At 46.2% G+C, this 18,651-nt stretch carries 14 protein-coding genes and 1 pseudogene; 9 read left to right on the top strand and 6 right to left on the bottom strand.

Going from position 1 to position 18,651, the window contains the following annotated elements; genetic code table 11:
* Positions 1-32 precede the first annotated feature (32 nt).
* From clpP to bolA, 3 genes are all read right to left on the bottom strand, one after another.
* Positions 33-680 (bottom strand): ATP-dependent Clp endopeptidase proteolytic subunit ClpP, encoded by a 648-nt coding sequence (gene clpP, locus HYN51_RS04915; RefSeq protein WP_108901811.1) that lies wholly within the window; start codon positions 678-680, stop codon positions 33-35.
* Between the two features lie 102 nt (positions 681-782).
* Positions 783-2,087 (bottom strand): trigger factor, encoded by a 1,305-nt coding sequence (tig, locus tag HYN51_RS04910; protein WP_108901810.1) that lies wholly within the window; start codon positions 2,085-2,087, stop codon positions 783-785.
* Between the two features lie 318 nt (positions 2,088-2,405).
* Positions 2,406-2,717 carry a transcriptional regulator BolA gene (gene bolA / locus HYN51_RS04905; RefSeq protein ID WP_108901809.1) on the bottom strand — a complete coding sequence of 104 codons (312 nt, stop codon included), beginning with the start codon at positions 2,715-2,717 and terminating at the stop codon, positions 2,406-2,408.
* A gap of 463 nt (positions 2,718-3,180) precedes the next feature.
* Between bolA and HYN51_RS04900 the strand changes: the two genes are divergently transcribed.
* Both HYN51_RS04900 and ampG read left to right on the top strand, forming a co-directional pair.
* Complete coding sequence (locus HYN51_RS04900) at positions 3,181-3,762, top strand: lipoprotein (RefSeq protein WP_108902168.1); 582 nt, start codon at positions 3,181-3,183, stop codon at positions 3,760-3,762.
* 44 nt (positions 3,763-3,806) lie between these two features.
* On the top strand, positions 3,807-5,291 hold the full coding sequence (gene ampG, locus HYN51_RS04895; protein ID WP_108901808.1) for a muropeptide MFS transporter AmpG: 1,485 nt from the start codon (positions 3,807-3,809) through the stop codon (positions 5,289-5,291).
* Positions 5,292-5,368: 77 nt separating this feature from the next.
* Here ampG and araD read toward each other — a convergent pair whose 3' ends face one another.
* The 3 genes from araD to HYN51_RS04880 form a co-directional block, all read right to left on the bottom strand.
* Positions 5,369-6,064: an L-ribulose-5-phosphate 4-epimerase gene (gene araD / locus HYN51_RS04890; RefSeq protein ID WP_108901807.1), complete on the bottom strand. Its 696-nt coding sequence runs from the start codon at positions 6,062-6,064 to the stop codon at positions 5,369-5,371.
* Positions 6,065-6,232: 168 nt separating this feature from the next.
* A complete protein-coding gene (gene araA / locus HYN51_RS04885; RefSeq protein WP_108901806.1) occupies positions 6,233-7,735 on the bottom strand; it encodes an L-arabinose isomerase in 1,503 nt (500 codons plus the stop codon).
* A gap of 58 nt (positions 7,736-7,793) precedes the next feature.
* Complete coding sequence (locus HYN51_RS04880) at positions 7,794-9,470, bottom strand: ribulokinase (protein WP_108901805.1); 1,677 nt, start codon at positions 9,468-9,470, stop codon at positions 7,794-7,796.
* A gap of 389 nt (positions 9,471-9,859) precedes the next feature.
* Between HYN51_RS04880 and HYN51_RS04875 the strand changes: the two genes are divergently transcribed.
* The 7 genes and pseudogenes from HYN51_RS04875 to HYN51_RS04845 all read left to right on the top strand — a co-directional run bounded on the left by HYN51_RS04875 (position 9,860) and on the right by HYN51_RS04845 (position 18,651).
* Positions 9,860-10,840, top strand: coding sequence for an arabinose ABC transporter substrate-binding protein (locus tag HYN51_RS04875; RefSeq protein ID WP_108901804.1), 981 nt, complete (start codon positions 9,860-9,862; stop codon positions 10,838-10,840).
* A 150-nt stretch (positions 10,841-10,990) separates the two neighbouring features.
* Positions 10,991-12,510: pseudogene (gene araG, locus HYN51_RS16695) on the top strand (L-arabinose ABC transporter ATP-binding protein AraG).
* Positions 12,511-12,526: 16 nt separating this feature from the next.
* The gene (gene araH / locus HYN51_RS04865; protein ID WP_108901803.1) at positions 12,527-13,525 is read left to right on the top strand and encodes an L-arabinose ABC transporter permease AraH; all 999 of its coding nucleotides are present in this window, start codon (positions 12,527-12,529) and stop codon (positions 13,523-13,525) included.
* A gap of 72 nt (positions 13,526-13,597) precedes the next feature.
* Positions 13,598-14,512 (top strand): arabinose operon transcriptional regulator AraC, encoded by a 915-nt coding sequence (araC, locus tag HYN51_RS04860; protein ID WP_108901802.1) that lies wholly within the window; start codon positions 13,598-13,600, stop codon positions 14,510-14,512.
* Positions 14,513-15,126: 614 nt separating this feature from the next.
* On the top strand, positions 15,127-16,110 hold the full coding sequence (locus tag HYN51_RS04855; RefSeq protein WP_108901801.1) for an autoinducer 2 ABC transporter substrate-binding protein: 984 nt from the start codon (positions 15,127-15,129) through the stop codon (positions 16,108-16,110).
* A gap of 92 nt (positions 16,111-16,202) precedes the next feature.
* Positions 16,203-17,684: a sugar ABC transporter ATP-binding protein gene (locus HYN51_RS04850; protein WP_108901800.1), complete on the top strand. Its 1,482-nt coding sequence runs from the start codon at positions 16,203-16,205 to the stop codon at positions 17,682-17,684.
* On the top strand, positions 17,677-18,651 hold the full coding sequence (locus tag HYN51_RS04845) for an ABC transporter permease (RefSeq protein WP_108901799.1): 975 nt from the start codon (positions 17,677-17,679) through the stop codon (positions 18,649-18,651). The genes HYN51_RS04850 and HYN51_RS04845 overlap by 8 nt, the downstream gene beginning before the upstream one ends.

Here is an 18,651-nt window from a genome sequence, read left to right as displayed (position 1 = left end):
GCGCTAAATAGACTCAATGTCAGGGATAATGATTACACCCTTGAGGTAACGATTTCATCGATCAAACCGTATTCCATCGCTTCCTGAGCAGATAGGAATCTGTCACGATCGGTGTCACGCTCGATATCTTCAAGTGGCTTTCCGCTATGATGGGACATCAGTTGATTCATTTTAGCTTTGATCTTCAGGATCTCTTCTGCATGAATCTGGATGTCTGAAGCCTGCCCTCTGAAACCACCTAATGGTTGATGGATCATCACGCGCGCATTCGGTAAACATAGACGTTTGCCTGCCGCACCTGCCGTCAACAGGAATGCACCCATTGAGCAAGCCTGCCCCAAACACATGGTGCTGACATCCGGTTTAATAAACTGCATGGTGTCATAAATAGACATACCAGAAGTGATTACGCCACCGGGTGAGTTGATATACATAAAAATATCTTTTTCCGGGTTTTCAGCTTCCAAAAACAGTAACTGAGCCACAATCAAATTCGCCATATGGTCTTCAATTTGACCGTTAAGGAAAACGATACGCTCCTTTAACAGACGAGAGAAAATATCGTAAGAACGCTCTCCCCGAGAAGTCTGTTCAACCACCATTGGTACTAACGCCATGTGAGGTGCCATAGGTTGTTCCATATCTGATGAAAAATTATCTAACCTGCCACTGTAGGACATTGAAGTCTCCTGATAGAAAAATGGCCCGGAAACAGAGCCTCCGAGCCATATTTGCAGAAGAATAGCGACTAAGTCAACTTTCTCTCTGCTCTCAAAGCATTATCATGCAGCTGGAGTTTGATTCATTAGCTCGCTGAATGACATGGCCTTCTCAGTTACTTTAGCGTTAGACAGCAGTGTTTCTACTGCTTCTTCTTCCATTGCAACGTTGCGCATGTTGTTCATCAGTTCACTGTTCTTATTATAGAACTCAATTACTTCTTGTGGATCTTCATACGCAGAAGCCATTTCTTCAATCAGTGCATTAACGCGAGCTTGGTCAGCTTTCAGTTCATTCTTACGAATCACTTCACCTAACAGTAAACCCACTACAACGCGGCGTTTAGCTTGCTCTTCGAACAGTTCGCGAGGTAATTCCATCGCTTGCTGTTGGTTGCCACCAAAACGCTGTGCCGCTTGTTGACGCAGTACATCGATTTCACCATCAACCAGTGAAGCAGGGACATCCACATCATTCGTTTTGACTAAACCGTCGATAACCTGAGTCTTAATACGGTTACGGATAGCGCCTTTTAGCTCGCGTTCCATATTTTTACGCACTTCCGCTTTTAAGCCATCCAGCGTACCTTCAGAAACGCCAAAGCGAGAAATGAACTCTGGCGTGAATTCTGGCAGTTCACGCTCTTCAACTTTCGTCAGAACGATAGCGAACTTAGCCGCTTTACCTTTCAGGTTTTCTGCATGGTAATCGTCAGGGAAGTTAACGTCGATAGTAAACTCTTCACCTTTCTTATGACCCACGATGCCTTCTTCAAAGCCCGGAATCATACGGCCCTGGCCCATAGCCAGAACGAAATCAGACGCTTTACCACCTTCGAACTCTTCACCGTCGATAGAACCGGTGAAATCTACCGTTACGCGATCTTCAGCTTTAACTTGGTCATTAGTTTCTTTCCAAGTAGCCTGCTGCTTGCGTAAAGTATCCAGCATAGTATTCACGTCAGCTTCGCCTACGTTAACCACTGGTTTTTCAACTTCGATGGTGTTTAAGTCTTTCAGTTCTACTTCCGGATACACTTCAAACTCTACGGCATAGTTGAAGTCTTCACCCAGCTTATATTCGCCCGGTACATACTTCGGTGCGCCCGCTGGGTTGATTTTTTCTTTGATGATGGCATCAATGAAATGACGCTGCATCAGTTCACCCAGCACGTCTTGGCGCGCAGAAGCACCATAACGCTGAGCGATAATGTTCATTGGTACTTTTCCTTTACGGAAGCCGTCGATACGTACTTTCTTGGCAATATCTACCAGCTCTTTTTTTACTGCTTCTTCAATCACGTCAGCCGCAACAGCGATTGATAGACGGCGCCCTAGGCCTTGAGTTGTTTCAACGGAAACTTGCATCTTGTTACCTCAAAAAATCACAGTGCTCGGTCAACTCCAGAAATCATTTTCAATTATTGCGCCAGGCAATAATTGAAACCGTTTCTTAAGACCGGGACGGCCGCGCTTACGGTACCCTATCCCTTATTGTCGGAAGCATCCCGAATAAAGTCCGGAAAATTAGACGCAGCATTATAGCCGCGCATTGATGATGAGTCGAGAAAAGAGAGGGCGTTAGTACCAGATAAATCGTGATTCAGTTCCCGAAACTTTCCCCAACCGATAGTTATTACCCTATTTTTGTGGCTATCCAGCCTTATTGTCATCCTACCCCAAGCGCTACGAAAAACGGCTACCGCCGCGGCACTCAGGTGAATCTGGCACGTAATCCTGCTGTTTCTGCCACTCATCTGGCGTATAGGTATGCAAAGCCAAGGCATGGATCGGCTGCTGCATCTCCTGTGCTAACAGTTGATAAATCACACGATGGCGAGCCAACAAACGCTGTCCTTCAAAACGATCGGTGACAATAACCACCTTAAAATGGCTCTCTGAACCCGCGGGCACATTATGCCGATCGCTTTCGTTAACCACCTCAATAAACACGGGATCCAGCACCGCTAATTTACTTTTGATAATCTCTTTCATCATTACCTTCTTACCCAACTGGCTTTCTGATGATTCATTTTTACTTTATTAAGCATCGACATTTTTATTGTCCCTGCAATTAAAGTACACCCTCTATGATTTTGCCTGAGAAAAGCGATCTTTTATTCAAATGGTACCCAATGATGAGTCTCCATTGCTAATTTACAGCATCCTATCTGAATGAACGATTAACCAAGCGGCGGGTAATTGCACCCAAAAGCAGATTAACCTGCGTGATATTATCATTTCCCCTCTTCCTCATCACCAGAGCAATGATATGATAGGCGTTGGTCTTATTTGTACCACGGTTTATCTCGGCAGTATGATTAACAATGCAGGTGACTAAACCAACTCACAAGCCGCTCTGACCTCTGATTAGGCTCAGGTATTCATTGATGACACCATCATCGAAGCGGCACATGGATAATAAATTGAATTTAAAAGGTTTACCGTGAAAAAAATAACTCTGCCACAGCGCATCCTGTTTCCGTTAATGGCGCTATTTATTCTGGCTGGCTGTGCCCGTCCGGATACCACATTGAATATCAATCCAACCATGAACCTTCCTCAGCAAGACCCATCGCTGATGGGTGCAACCATCAGTATCACCAGCGCCGATCAGCGTCAGGATAACGCGCTTGCCAAAGTGAATCGCGATGGTCAACTGTTAACCTTAACCCCATCACGGGATATGCGTTTCCTGCTGCAAGAAGCGCTGGAAAAACAACTGCGCGCCCGTGGTTATATGGTAGGCTCGGATGGCAGCGTTAACGTGCAGATTATTATCAATAACCTGTTCGCTGATGTTCAGGAAGGTGATTTACGTTATAACATCGCCACCAAAGTGGATATCTCTATTGTCAGCCAAGCAAAAAATGGTCAACAGCAGACTAAAAACTTCCGCACAACCCACAATACTAAAGGTGCCTTCACCGCCAGCAATAAAAACATCGAGGACGTTATCAATGAGGCGTTAACCGATATGATTAATGAAATGGCGCAGGATACCAGTATCAGCGACTTTATCCGTCAAAATGCACGCGGTTAATCCAGTACCAACCCCTGCTCAAACCAGCAGGGGTTTCTGACTCTATGACTAATCACTATTTTAAAGCGTTTACTCAGCGTAATACCGCGATATTGCTGCTGCTTGGCTTTGCATCAGGTCTTCCTCTCGCGCTAACCTCCGGTACCCTGCAAGCCTGGATGACCGTAGCTGGACTGGATTTAACCACCATTGGTTTTTTCTCTTTAGTTGGGCAGGCCTACGTTTTTAAGTTTCTCTGGTCACCGTTGATGGATCGCTACAGTCTGCCATTCCTTGGTCGCCGTCGTGGCTGGATGCTGCTAACCCAAGTCGCTCTGGTTATTTTGATTTTTGCTATTGGTTGCCTGAACCCTCAACACGATTTATGGCTGATGGCGGCTTTGGCGGTAATGATTGCCTTTTTCTCCGCCTCTCAGGACATTGTTTTTGACGCCTATAAAACCGATGTACTACCAGCAGACCAGCGGGGAAATGGTGCTGCTATTTCGGTATTAGGCTACCGTTTAGCCATGTTAGTTTCTGGTGGACTGGCGCTGTGGATTGCTCATTATTATTTAGGCTGGCGCGCTACCTATTGGCTGATGGCCTTGCTAATGGTGGTTGGTATTATCGCCACATTATGGGCAAAAGAACCTGAAACGATAGCCTCAACGCCAAAAACCATTGAACAAGCAGTGATTGAGCCGCTAAAAGATTTCTTTGGCCGCAACAATGCCTGGCTGATTCTATTACTGATCGTGCTGTATAAAATGGGTGATGCCTTCGCCGGTAGCCTGAGCACTACATTCCTGATCCGTGGCCTAGGCTTTAACGCCGGTGAAGTCGGTCTGGTAAATAAAACTCTGGGCCTGCTCGCCACTATTATTGGGGTTCTGATTGGCGGTATTCTGATGCAACGGCTAACGTTGTTTCGCTCGCTGATGCTGTTCGGTATTTTGCAGGCGGTATCCAATTTTGGCTATTGGATTTTGGCAGTAACCGATAAAAGCATTATTACTATGGGTAGCGCGATTTTCCTTGAAAATCTGTGTGGAGGGATGGGTACCGCAGCGTTTGTTGCCCTTCTGATGACGCTGTGTAATAAATCATTCTCTGCCACCCAATTTGCCCTGCTCTCGGCGTTATCCGCCGTTGGTCGCGTCTACGTCGGTCCCGTCGCTGGCTGGTTTGTCGAGCATTACAACTGGCCGCTGTTCTACCTGTTTACCATTGTGATGGCGGTTCCCGGTCTGCTACTGCTGGCGATATGCCGTCAGACGTTGGAACATACCCAGCAAACGGATAGCTTTATGCCCCGAATACATTTCTCCCATCAGTACCAATCAGCGATTCGATTAGTCACTGCGGGGGCAAGTATGTTGGGATTATGGCTGGTCTTACTATTCTGGTCCGCGACTGAATTCAGTACTTTCTATTACCTTAAAGAAGCACTGTTAATTATTGGCGGGTTTCTGTGCCTAATGGGCATATTGATAGGTTGTTGGTTGGATTATTATTCAATCAAAAAAGAACAATTGAAGACCAACTAGTTAAATGCTGGGATAAAAAATAAAGAAAGAGGCTGTCATTTCCATGACAGCCTCTTTTCATTGCTCAGGTACGGTGATTACTGCCCGTAATAAGCATTCTTACCATGCTTACGCAGATAATGTTTATCCAACAGCTCCTGCTGCATTTCACCTAAATCTGGCGTTAGCTGGCGGGTAAACAGATTCATATAGGCAATCTCTTCCAGTACCACGGCGTTGTGCACCGCATTATCCGGATCGGCTCCCCAGGCAAAAGGCCCATGAGAGTTAACCAACACCGCCGGAATATCTTTAGCGCTAATACCCCGTGATTTGAAGGTTTCGATAATCACATGACCGGTTTCTAACTCATATTCCCCGGCGATTTCTTCCGGTGTCATTCTTCTGGTGCAAGGAATTGGACCATAGAAATAATCTGCGTGGGTGGTTCCCCATGCGGATAAATCACGTCCAGCCTGCGCCCAAATCGTGGCGTGGCGAGAGTGAGTATGTACAATTCCACCAATTTCAGGGAATGCCCGATACAGCGCTAAATGGGTTTCTGTATCCGATGAAGGTTTTTTGCTTCCTTCTACAACCTTCCCGGTTTCCAGACTCACTACCACCATATCGTCAGCGGTCATATGCTCATACTCAACACCTGACGGCTTAATCACGATCACACCGCGCTCACGATCGACTCCGCTGACATTTCCCCAAGTAAAGGTCACTAAATGATGACGGGGCAACGCCAGATTGGCCTCTAAAACCTGTTTCTTCAGTTGCTGATACATATTGTTTTGCCTTTTAACCTTTTCTTTCTAAATGAGCAGTTAAATTCAACTGACGACTGAAAGAGGATAGCCCCTGACATCAATGCCAAGGGCTTGCCGTTCGTCATTAGTACTATGCCGAGTCTGACTCAATATAACTAACGACGACACTTACGCTATATCCAAATATTAGCGACACAACTTGTAATAAACCTCATTCCAGCGAATCTCGTTCTTAAACGCTGGGATCTCAGTACCTTGATCGATCACCAACATCTCTATGCCGCACATTTCAGCATAGATACGCAGATGATCAACATCCAGCGCCTGAGTGAACACCGTATGGTGCGCGCCACCGGCTAAAATCCAGGCTTCAACCGCCACGTCCAGCGATGGATGGGTTTTCCAAACGGCATGAGCAACAGGGAGCTTAGGCAGATCGTGTGGCGGTTTAACGGTATCAACTGTATTTACCAGCAGGCGGAAACGGTCGCCCATATCAATCAGGCTGGCATTCAGCGCTGGCCCTGCTGGAGCAGAGAAAATCAGTCGAGCTGGATCGTCTTTACCGCCGATACCTAGATGCTGTACATCCAGCAACGGTTTTTCTTCGCTGGCGATAGATGGACAAACTTCCAGCATGTGGGAACCTAATACCAGATCGTTACCGGCTGCAAAGTTGTAGGTGTAATCTTCCATAAAGGACGTTCCGCCCTTCATACCGCTTGCCATTACTTTCATAATGCGTAGCAGAGCCGCAGTTTTCCAGTCGCCTTCTGCGCCAAAACCATAGCCTTGTTGCATTAAACGCTGAACCGACAACCCCGGCAGTTGTTTTAAACCATACAGGTTTTCAAACGTGGTGGTAAAAGCACCAAATTTACCCTGCTCCAGAAATTTCTTCAGGCCCAGCTCAATACGGGCAGCGTCCAGCAAGTTACTGCGTTTAGCACCATTAACTTTGACCACATCAGTCAGACGGTAGGTCGCTTCATACTCTTCAACCAGCGCATCAATCTCACCTTTAGACACGGCATCCACTACGGATACCAAATCACCTAAGGCGTAGCCGTTTACCGCATAACCAAATTTGATCTGTGCAGAAACCTTATTACCTTCGGTTACCGCCACTTCACGCATATTGTCACCAAAGCGTGCGACTTTTAGGTTTTTGCTTTCATAAATACCGGCAGCAACACGCATCCAGCGGTTTAGTTTGTGATGTACTTCTTTATCTTTCCATGAACCCACAACCGCGGTGTACTCATTACGCATGCGTGCACCAATGAAACCGAACTCGCGACCACCGTGGGCGGTTTGGTTCAAGTTCATGAAGTCCATATCAATGGTACCCCATGGAATTTCATTGCTGTATTGGGTATGTAATTGTAATAACGGCTTTTCCAGTTGGCTTAAACCGGCGATCCACATTTTGGCAGGAGAGAAAGTGTGTAACCAAGTGACGATACCCACACAACTTTGTGCATAATTCGCCTCCCGGCACAGGTTTGTAATCTCATCCGGCGTAGTCGCCAGCGGTTTGATCACTAACTTGATCGGTAATCCTGCGTGTTGATTTAAGCCATCGACCACTTCTTGAGCCTGATGACTCACCTGTTGCAACGTTTTTGGCCCATACAGATGCTGACTACCGATAACAAACCAAACTTCTAACTGATTAAAGACGTTCATATAAACTCCTAATAGAGAGCCTGCTTTTCAGCAGGCTAATTCAAAATTCAGTACAGCATTATTCTGCTTTGGCTGCATAGCAAGGTTCTGCAACCTGACTCCATTGCTGATAACGCTGATAAAGTTTTTCATACTGTGCAGCACGCTGAGGATCTGGCGTCAGCGTGCGTTCAATCGGGCTGGCCATGTTTTGTTGAGCATCCTGAATAGTGTCATAAACACCGGCGGCAACCGCTGCAAAAATGGCGGCTCCCAGCGCACAGCACTGGTCGGATTCAACGATTTGCAGTGGGCGATTCATTACATCGGTACAAACCTGCATGATCACCGGAGATTTGCGGGCAATACCGCCTAATGCCAGTACGTTTTCCACAGGGATATCCTGATTGACAAAGCACTCCATAATGGCGCGAGCACCAAATGCCGTAGAGGCAATGAATCCACCAAACAGAGTTGGTGCGTCGGTACCTAAGTTCAAATCCGTGATAACACCTTTCAGGCGCTGATTGGCAAACGGTGTTCTACGGCCATTGAACCAGTCAAGCACCACAGGAAGTTTGTCCAGTGAGGTTTGCTGGGCCCAAGCTTCGGTTAAAGCAGGTAACAAATTAGATTCGATTTGCTTCAGCGCTGGCGCTAACTCAGGGTTCTGTGCTGCCGCATGATTAAGCGGCCATGCCAGCAAGCGACTAAACCAAGCGTACATGTCACCAAATGCAGACTGTCCGGCCTCCATACCGATAAGCCCCGGGATAACGCTACCGTCCACCTGACCACAAATGCCAGCAACGGCACGATCGCCCACCAGTTCATAATCCGCCAGCAGAATGTCACAGGTGGAAGTACCAATCACTTTCACCAGCGTATAAGGTTGTGCGCCAGCACCCACGGCACCCATATGGCAGTCAAACTCACCACCAGAGATCATCACGTTTTCTGGCAAACCCAGACGTTCAGCCCACTCTTTAGTGATTTGCCCTACCGGTTTCTCAGCGGTGTGCGTTTCAGTAAACATAGGATAAGTCAGATCATTAACCAGAATAGGATCTAATGCCTGAAGGAAATCGCTCGGTGGCAAACCATTCCAGTCCATATGCCACAATGCTTTATGACCCGCAGCACAACGGCTACGTTTAAGATTCGTTGGTGCCTGCGTACCGCTTAATAATGCAGGTACCCAGTCGCACAGTTCAACCCACGACGTTGCCGCGCTGCGTACCGCGGCATCCGCACGGGAAACGTGCAAAATTTTGGCCCAGAACCATTCCGATGAATAAATACCACCAATATAGCGGGTATAGTCATCAAACTTACCGCTATGGCACAGACGGTTAATTTCTTCTGCTTCTTCAATGGCGGTGTGGTCTTTCCATAACACGAACATCGCATTCGGGTTATCGGCAAACTCAGGGCGTAACGCTAATACTCGCCCTTCATTATCAATTGGCGCTGGCGTTGACCCCGTCGTATCAACACCAATACCTACAATACTTTTACGCTGTTCCGGCGTCAGCAGCGCAACGACGGCCTTAATTGCCTGCTCCATCGACTCAATATAGTCCTGAGGATGATGGCGGAACTGATTATCAGAGGGTTTACAAAATAACCCCTGCTTCCAGCGAGGGTAATAGACGACTTCGGTTGCAATCTCGGAGCCTTCTATGCAATCAACAGCCAAAGCGCGAACAGAGTCACTACCGAAGTCAAGCCCAAGAGCAATAGCGCCTTTTGACATAAAAACCTCATATACGAATTAATGGTGATTTTTGTTTGGGGATACCATAAAAAAATCCCATCAAATCGGCGAGGATGCATTAGCTAGATATATGCACAATTCTGCTTTCTTAAGGTGGAGTGTGATCTACTTCAAAATCAAAATGCATCACTTTTTCACTGAATATATGAACAATATTGCTGTAATTCTCAATTGTGATGGCGCTCTAAAAACTCATATCAAATAAACGTTAAAACTTACGCCACTTTGTTATGGATTGCATAAAAACGAGCTTAAACACGCGTGTTAAATGCAAATTCGTTGTTATAACAATAGTAGATCTCGCTGAGTCAATAACATAAAGACAGCCAATTAGGCTATATAGACCAAGTACAGGAGAGATAGAACATATGCATAAATTTACTAAGGCCCTTGCTGTTGTAGGATTGTCGGCGATTATGTCACATTCAGCTATCGCTGAAACGATGAAGCTCGGCTTTCTGGTTAAACAACCTGAAGAACCTTGGTTCCAAACCGAGTGGGCATTTGCTGATAAAGCAGGTAAAGACCTCGGTTTTGACGTCATTAAAATTGCCGTTCCAGACGGTGAAAAAACCCTAAATGCTATCGATAGCCTAGCGGCTAATGGCGCAAAAGGTTTTGTTATTTGTACACCTGACCCGAAATTAGGGCCGGCAATTATCGCTAAAGCCAAGAGCTATAACCTGAAAGTGATTACCGTTGACGACCAGTTCGTTAACGCTAAAGGTAAACCGATGGATACGGTACCTCTAGTGATGATGGCTGCGACCAAAATTGGTGAGCGTCAGGGTGAAGAACTGTGGAAAGAGATGAGCAAGCGTAAGTGGAACGTAGCCGAGACGGGTGTAATGGCTATTACCTCTAACGAACTGGATACCGCTCGTCGCCGCACAGCGGGCTCTATGGAAGCACTGAAAGCCGCTGGCTTCCCTGAGAAGCAAATTTATCAGGTTCCAACCAAATCAAACGATATCCCAGGGGCTTTCGATGCGGCTAACTCCATGTTAGTGCAACATCCGGAAGTGAAAAACTGGCTGATTGTTGGCTTTAACGACAACACCATTTTAGGTGGAGTACGTGCAACAGAAGGTCAAAATTTCAAACCTGAAAACGTTATCGGTATCGGTATCAACGGGGTAGATGCGGTCAATGAGCTATCAAAAGCTAATGCTACTGGTTTCTATGGCTCGCTGTTACCAAGCCCGGACGTACACGGCTATAAGAGTATTGAAATGCTCTACAACTGGGAAACCAAAGGTGTTGAGCCAGCTAAATTCACTGAAGTTACCGACGTAGTCCTGATTACGCGCGACAACTTCAAAGCTGAGCTGAAAAAGAAAGGTCTGTAATGGTCCATCGGGCAGATGGTTAACCATCTGCCCTCTTTATACGACACCGTATTATCGAAAAATATACTTATTCCGTCAGTCGCTTCTTTTGGGCCGTTTAAAATTACACGCCCCCTGCGGATAAGTGGTACGAGCATTAAGGAACTTATTATGCCTACGCTGCAATCACCTTATCTCGAGTTTTGTCAAATCAGTAAAACGTTTCCAGGCGTGAAAGCGCTGCAAAACATTAGCTTTGACTGTCACCCAGGTCAGGTTCATGCGCTGATGGGAGAGAATGGAGCAGGAAAATCAACACTGCTTAAAATACTCAGTGGCAACTATATCCCAACCACGGGTGAGATTAGAGTCAAGGGACAACCGGTAAAATTCAATAACACCATGGATGCCCTGAATTCTGGTATCGCCATTATTTATCAGGAACTGCATTTGATTCCTGAAATGACCGTCGCTGAAAATATCTATTTGGGGCAATTGCCGACCAAAGGCGGCGTAGTCAATAAAAAATCCTTAACTATGAGGCAAGTATTCAACTGGAGCATCTGGGACTGGATATCGACCCAAATACTCCGCTTAAGTATCTCTCCATCGGCCAGTGGCAGATGGTGGAAATAGCTAAGGCACTGGCGCGTAACGCCAAGATCATTGCCTTCGATGAACCAACCAGTTCACTGTCCGCCAGAGAGATTGAACAGCTATTCCGCGTTATTCGCGAGCTGCGTGCTGAAGGTCGAGTCATTCTGTATGTATCGCACCGTATGGAGGAGATCTTCGCCCTTAGCGATGCCATTACCGTGTTTAAAGATGGCCGCTACATGAAAACCTTTACCGACATTCCTAATCTGACTCACGACGAACTGGTTCAAACCATGGTTGGGCGCGATATTGGTGACATCTATGGTTATAGCCCTCGTCCATTAGGGGATGTCCGTTTTGAACTGAAAAATGTCAAAGCACCGGGGGTTAAGCACCCAATTAGTTTTCAGGTACGCCGGGGAGAAATCGTCGGTCTATTCGGCCTAGTCGGTGCTGGCCGCAGTGAATTACTCAAAGCGCTATTTGGCGCGACGCGTATTACTGGCGGTAGCGTCGAATTGGATGGCAAAACGCTGAATATCACTACCCCCATCGACGGTATCACTCAGGGCATTATGTTATGCCCGGAAGACCGCAAAGCCGAGGGTATCATTCCGGTACATTCGGTAAAAGACAATATCAATATCAGCGCTCGGCGTAAAACCCTCAGCGCAGGCTGCCTAATCAATAACAATTGGGAAAACAGCAACGCTGAACAGCGTATTCGCGAACTCAACATCAAAACCCCGTCGGCAGAACAGCTGATTATGAATCTTTCTGGTGGTAACCAGCAAAAAGCGATTCTTGGTCGCTGGCTATCCGAAGAAATGAAAGTGATTTTGTTAGATGAACCTACGCGCGGTATTGACGTTGGCGCTAAACACGAAATCTATAACGTTATTTATGAACTTGCAAAACAGGGTATTGCCGTTGTCTTTGCCTCCAGTGATTTACCGGAAGTTCTCGGCCTTGCCGACCGTATTCTGGTGATGCGAGAAGGTGCGCTGTCAGGGGAATTAACCCATGACAACGCTACCGAAGGAAAAGCCCTAAGTTTGGCCATGTTAAATACCACCGCTGATGCGGTTGCCTAAGAGAAGGAAAATCTTCATGTCAATAACAACTACACCCATATCCCCGGCAAAAACATCGGCTAACGATACAGGCAATAACCTGAGCCGTATCTGGGATAGCTACGGTATGCTGGTAGTCTTTGCCGTACTGTTTATCGCCTGTATGGTATTTGTCCCTAACTTTGCCTCTTGGATTAATATGCGCGGTCTGGGTCTGGCTATCTCCATGTCCGGCATGGTGGCCTGCGGAATGCTATTCTGTCTGGCATCCGGCGATTTTGACCTGTCGGTAGCATCCGTCATTGCCTGCGCTGGCGTAACCACGGCGGTCGTCATCAACCATACCGAAAGTCTGGCTCTCGGCATTGGTGCTGGCTTATTATTAGGGCTGGTATTTGGTCTGCTAAACGGATTTGTTATCGCTCGCCTGAAGATTAACGCCCTGATTACGACCCTTGCAACCATGCAAATTGCCCGCGGTTTAGCCTATATCATCTCTGATGGTAAAGCGGTAGGTATCGAGGATGAGCGTTTCTTTGAGTTGGGTAACACCAGTTGGTTCAGCATTCCAGTTCCTATCTGGATTACCCTGTTCTGCTTTATTCTGTTTGGTTTCCTGCTAAATAAAACCACCTTTGGTCGCAACACGCTGGCAGTTGGTGGTAATGAAGAAGCGGCCCGCCTAGCGGGTGTACCGGTAATTCGCACTAAGATCATCATCTTCGCCCTAACTGGCTTAATTTCTGCGGCCGCAGGTATCATCTTAGCCTCACGGATGACCAGCGGACAGCCAATGACCTCAATGGGCTATGAGCTGATCGTTATCTCTGCTTGTGTGTTGGGTGGGGTTTCGTTGAAAGGGGGTATCGGTAAAATATCTTATGTTATTGCCGGTGTACTGATTCTCGGTACGGTAGAAAATGCGATGAACCTGTTAAATATTTCGCCATTCTATCAATATGTTGTGCGTGGTCTAATCCTGCTTGCAGCGGTTATCTTCGACCGTTATAAACAACTGGCAAAACAGAAAGTATAATTAACTAATCGCCATACCGGGTTATGCTCGGTATGGTATGTTACGCGCTAATGTCAGCCTGAGGAGGAAAGATTGTACCAACGCATTGTCTCTGACTCACAACCAAACCCATTGTTACCCGGATACTCCTTTAACGCCTACCTAGTGGCCGGGCTGACTCCCATCGTCATTGATGGCCCTCTCGACTTCTTTATTGACCGCCCTAACGGCATGAAAGGCTATATCCTGAATCTAACGATTAAAGGTCAGGGGCAAATTTTTGACGGCGAGAATGCGTTTTACTGTAACCCCGGCGATATGTTGTTATTCCAGCCAAAAGAGTCTCACTATTATGGTCGCTCACCTGACAGCGATTGTTGGTATCACCGTTGGATCTACTTCCGCCCCCGTGCCTACTGGGCAGACTGGTTGGAATGGTATAGCCAGACCAACCGTGTGGGTCGTCTGACACTGCCGACAGAAGCACTACAGGAAGAGTTTGAGCTGCTGTTTACCTCTATTGAACAAACCCATCAGTCCGGCAGGCGCCTGTCTGAAGAGCTATCGATGAACCTGCTAGAAAGGCTGCTACTGCGTTGCATTGAAGAAGATCCTCAATCGCCACAGAAAATCATGGACCCACGGATCATTGAAGCCTGCCAGTATATGACCAGTAATCTGTCCGATGACGTCCGTATCGAAGATATTGCTAACCATGTCTGCCTCTCCCCTTCCCGTCTGGCACATCTTTTTCGCGAGCAGGTTGGTATTAATATGCTGCGTTGGCGTGAAGACCAACGAGTTATTCGCGCTAAATTACTGCTACAAACAACTCAGGAATCTATCGCCAGCGTGGGACGCATTGTGGGTTATGACGATCAGCTCTATTTTTCCCGCGTGTTTCGCAAACGTGTCGGGGTCAGCCCTAGCGATTTCCGTCGCAGAAATATGGAACTGACCACCTACACTGATGTAGAGAGTTCATCTCCGGTAGAAATAACGCTTTAAGCACAATCTAAACGAAGTTAGCCGCCTCGCGACTTCGTTTAGTTTTCATATGTTCAAGATACCTTTCCCCTTACTTCATTATTATATACATTGGTTTCTCGTTTCAGCTTTTATATTAAACTACACTTTTATGTCTAATATTCAGGTTATCTACTCGAGTTATACAAATAAGAACTAACCGTCAAAACATATATCAATAAGTTAATGGTTAAATAATCTAAATAATTTATAACTTGAATAAACGACATAAAACTTTAAATAGCCGATAAAACAACCACCCCCAATTGTGACCCAAGTCTCAAAACAGAATAGAGACATTTTTATCCATAAAAACAGCCAATAAATACATAACCATTTTGACCTTAAAACTCTACAGTCCAGTGGCAGAAAGGAGTGTTGACGGGGTTTGTCGAGAACACATCAAAATCACCGACACTATCCATAATTATTTTATAGCCAACTTTTACATAAAAAGGCACCTTAATTACGGTAAATTCACTCCTTTATCGCTGAATAGGATGTAACTGTGCGCAAAAAAGAAATCGGTATTTTTTTATTTCTTCATAAACAAAATTATTACCGTAATTATTTTTACCACCAGCTCGAGGTATAAGATGAGTAAAATGAATTTGGCTAAACTATTATCCGCTAGTTTATTAGGGTTAGTGGTTTGTTCTACCGCCGCAATGGCAAAAGAAGTTGAAGTCGTTAATATTTCCAAAATTGGTGGCATGCCGTGGTTTAACCGAATGGGTGAAGGGGTAACCAATGCAGGAAAAGATTTGGGAATTAAAGCCTATCAGGTTGGACCATCCAGTACGGATGCCCCTCAACAGGTTAAAATTATTGAAGATTTAATCGCCAAAAAAGTCTCTGCTATTACTATCGTACCAAATGACGCCGATGTGTTGGAACCAGTGTTTAAAAAAGCCCGCAGTGAAGGTATCGTTGTATTAACTAACGAATCCCCAGGGCAGCCAAGCGCTAACTGGGATGTTGAAATCATCGATAATGAAAAATTTGCTGCGGACAACGTAGAAGAAATGGCGAAAGCCATGGGCGGTAAAGGTGGCTACGTTATCTACGTGGGTAGCTTGACCGTTCCTCAGCACAACCTGTGGGCCGATCTGTTCGTTAAATACCAGAAAGAACACTATCCGGAAATGTTTGAAGTCACCAGCCGTATGCCTGTGGCAGAAAACATTGATGATGCTCGTCGCACTACGTTGGATCTGATGAAAGCCTATCCAACAATGAAAGGCATTATCGCCTTTGGTTCACAAGGTCCTATTGGTGCTGGTCGTGCAGTTAAAGAGAAACGCGCTCGCGGCAAAGTTTTTGTTTACGGCATGATGATCCCATCTCAGGCCGCATCGCTGATTAAAAGCGGTGACATCACCATGGGCGTAACCTATGACCCGGCTTCAGCAGGTTATGCGCTGACAGCAGTGGCTAACAAAATCCTCAAAGGTGAAGAGATTACTAAAGAGCTGGATATTCCAAATCTGGGTAAAGCCGATGTGGATATGGAAAAACACATTATCAAATTCCATAAAGTTCTGCGCGTCACCAAAGAAAATATCGACAGCCTGTATTAATCGTTCTCTCTCCCCTGCCGGTAACCCACGGCAGGGGAAGCTGAAACACAGCAGTTCGCTACAAATGGGTGAGAAGTTAATAAGAGGTAAAAATGGAACCCTTTATTTCACTGGGTAATATTAGCAAGACTTTCTATGGTGTTAAGGCGTTGGATAACATTGCCCTAACGCTGTTACCGGGAGAAGTTCACTGCCTGGCCGGACAAAATGGTTGCGGAAAATCAACGCTGACTAAAATTATTTCCGGGGTTTATCAACCGGACGCGGGGGCAAACATTACCATCAATGGTAAGCCATACACTCACCTTTCCCCTATTGATTCAGTGAAAGCCGGTATTCAGGTTATCTATCAGGATCTGTCGCTGTTCCCAAATTTGACCGTTGCTGAAAACATTGGCATTAACCAATATCACCACAATTTATTGGTTAATAAACGTGAACTTCGCCGAATTGCCGAACTGACGATTAAGAGCATCGACGCCAAACTGGATCTTGATGCTACGGTAGAATCTCTGCCCATTGCCCAACGCCAAATTGTCGCCATTTGTCGAGCACTGTCGCAGGAAGCCAAACTGATTATTATGGATGAACCCACCGCCTCCCTGACCATGCAGGAAGTGAAAGGCTTATTGCGGGTGGTTCACGATCTGAAAAAAAGAAATATATGTGTGGTCTTCGTCAGCCATCGGCTGGACGAAGTCATGGAAATCTCTGACCGCATCACCGTGTTGAAAGATGGCAAACTGGTTGGCACGTACCCTGCCGCAGAAATCGATAATAAGAAACTGGCCTTCCTGATGACGGGTAAAGAGTTCTCCTATGCCGTACTACCACCAATACAGGGAAACGAGGCTATCGCGCTGGAAGTGAAAAACCTCTGCCGCGCTCAGGAATATAACCAAGTATCCTTCCGTCTGCATAAAGGCGAAATCGTTGCAATCACTGGTCTGCTTGGCGCGGGTCGTACCGAGCTTTGCCTTAGTCTGTTTGGCCTTACTAAGCCTGATGCTGGTGAAATATTGCTAGACGGCAAACCCATTCACTTCTCCAGCAATCGCGAAGCGATTAAAGCCGGTATTGGCTACGTTTCAGAAGACCGGATGAGTACAGGTTTAGTGATGGAGCAATCGATTAATGACAATATTATCTCCACCGTGCTAAACCGTTTGAAAACCCCACTGCAACTGTTAAATAAGCCAAAAGCAGACAGCGTGGTTATAGATTTGGTGAAACAATTAACCATTAAAATCGGCAGCGTCAATCTACCGGTGAATACCCTCTCCGGAGGCAATGCCCAACGGGTTGCCATTGCCAAATGGCTGGCTATTAATCCTAAAGTTCTCATTCTTGATTCCCCTACCGTTGGGGTAGATATCGCCAATAAAGCCGGTATTTATCAGATTATCTCTGCACTGTCGCAAAAAGGCATTGCGGTACTGATGATTACCGATGAAATCGATGAAGCCTTCTTTAATAGCCACCGGATTTTAGTGATGCGTAAAGGTGAAATCACCGCGGAATATTTACCGGGAGAAACAACGGAAGCAATCCTGGCAGAGGTGGTCAATGGTTAATAAATTTGGCATCAAGCCACATGAACTATTTTTAGGCTTAACCATCTTGGTTATTGGTGGTTATCTCTCTTTTGCCAGTCCGGACTTTATGACCTTTGGCAATATTTACGATCTGGTCAATAACTACGCCATGCTAACCATACTGGCCTGCGGTCTGTTTATTGTTCTGATCTCCGGCGGTATTGATATCTCTTTCCCGGCCATGACCATTATCTCTCAATATGTGATGGTTACGCTTATTCAGGGCACCACCGGTAACTTTGCCATTGCTTTTGCGCTATCTGGCGGTATTGGTTTGCTGCTGGGCATGGTTAACGCTGTGTTGGTTAACCGGCTTAAAGTTCCGTCCATCATTATTACTATCTCAACCCTGAATATCTTCTACGGATTGCTGCTCTATCTCACCAAAGGAGTATGGCTATACAGCTATCCCGAGTGGTTCGAGCAAGGCGTTATGCTGTTTAAATTCACCGCTACAGATGGCTATGATTATGGTTTAAGCCTGCAAATTATCACGCTGATTGTGGTGATTGCTCTGACCGGCATCATCATGAATAAAACCAGTATTGGCCGAATGATTTACGCCATGGGTGGCAATAAAGAAGCCGCTTCCCGTATGGGGTTTGGCATATTTAAACTTCAGCTATTTGTGTATGGCTATATGGGGCTGATGTCCGGGGTCGCTGGGGTAGTTCAGTCTGCAACCGTATTAACCGTAGCGCCGGACTCGCTACTGGGCTATGAGCTAACGGTATTAGCTGCCGTCGTGTTAGGTGGTACCAGCATTGTTGGTGGCCGAGGAACCCTACTAGGTACTCTGTTGGGCGTTATTTTGTTAGCCGTACTACAAAACGGCCTGAACCTGCTAGGTATATCCTCTTACTGGCATACCGTGGTTACCGGTTTGGTGATCGTCATCAGCGTCAGTATGACGGCCTGGAGCCAGCGTAAAGGTCAGGGGGTGTAA

Source organism: Limnobaculum parvum, from assembly GCF_003096015.2.
Classification (GTDB): domain Bacteria; phylum Pseudomonadota; class Gammaproteobacteria; order Enterobacterales; family Enterobacteriaceae; genus Limnobaculum; species Limnobaculum parvum.
The sequence above is the reverse complement of the archived record's forward strand: the minus strand, read 5'-3'. Positions and strand labels throughout refer to the sequence as shown.

Coding starts and splice junctions, on each gene's coding strand:
- clpP (WP_108901811.1), bottom strand. CDS start 680: ATGTCCTACAGTGGCAGGTTAGATAATTTTTCATCAGATATGGAACAA.
- tig (WP_108901810.1), bottom strand. CDS start 2,087: ATGCAAGTTTCCGTTGAAACAACTCAAGGCCTAGGGCGCCGTCTATCA.
- bolA (WP_108901809.1), bottom strand. CDS start 2,717: ATGATGAAAGAGATTATCAAAAGTAAATTAGCGGTGCTGGATCCCGTG.
- ampG (WP_108901808.1), top strand. CDS start 3,807: ATGACTAATCACTATTTTAAAGCGTTTACTCAGCGTAATACCGCGATA.
- araD (WP_108901807.1), bottom strand. CDS start 6,064: ATGTATCAGCAACTGAAGAAACAGGTTTTAGAGGCCAATCTGGCGTTG.
- araA (WP_108901806.1), bottom strand. CDS start 7,735: ATGAACGTCTTTAATCAGTTAGAAGTTTGGTTTGTTATCGGTAGTCAG.
- HYN51_RS04880 (WP_108901805.1), bottom strand. CDS start 9,470: ATGTCAAAAGGCGCTATTGCTCTTGGGCTTGACTTCGGTAGTGACTCT.
- HYN51_RS04875 (WP_108901804.1), top strand. CDS start 9,860: ATGCATAAATTTACTAAGGCCCTTGCTGTTGTAGGATTGTCGGCGATT.
- araH (WP_108901803.1), top strand. CDS start 12,527: ATGTCAATAACAACTACACCCATATCCCCGGCAAAAACATCGGCTAAC.
- HYN51_RS04855 (WP_108901801.1), top strand. CDS start 15,127: ATGAGTAAAATGAATTTGGCTAAACTATTATCCGCTAGTTTATTAGGG.
- HYN51_RS04850 (WP_108901800.1), top strand. CDS start 16,203: ATGGAACCCTTTATTTCACTGGGTAATATTAGCAAGACTTTCTATGGT.
- HYN51_RS04845 (WP_108901799.1), top strand. CDS start 17,677: ATGGTTAATAAATTTGGCATCAAGCCACATGAACTATTTTTAGGCTTA.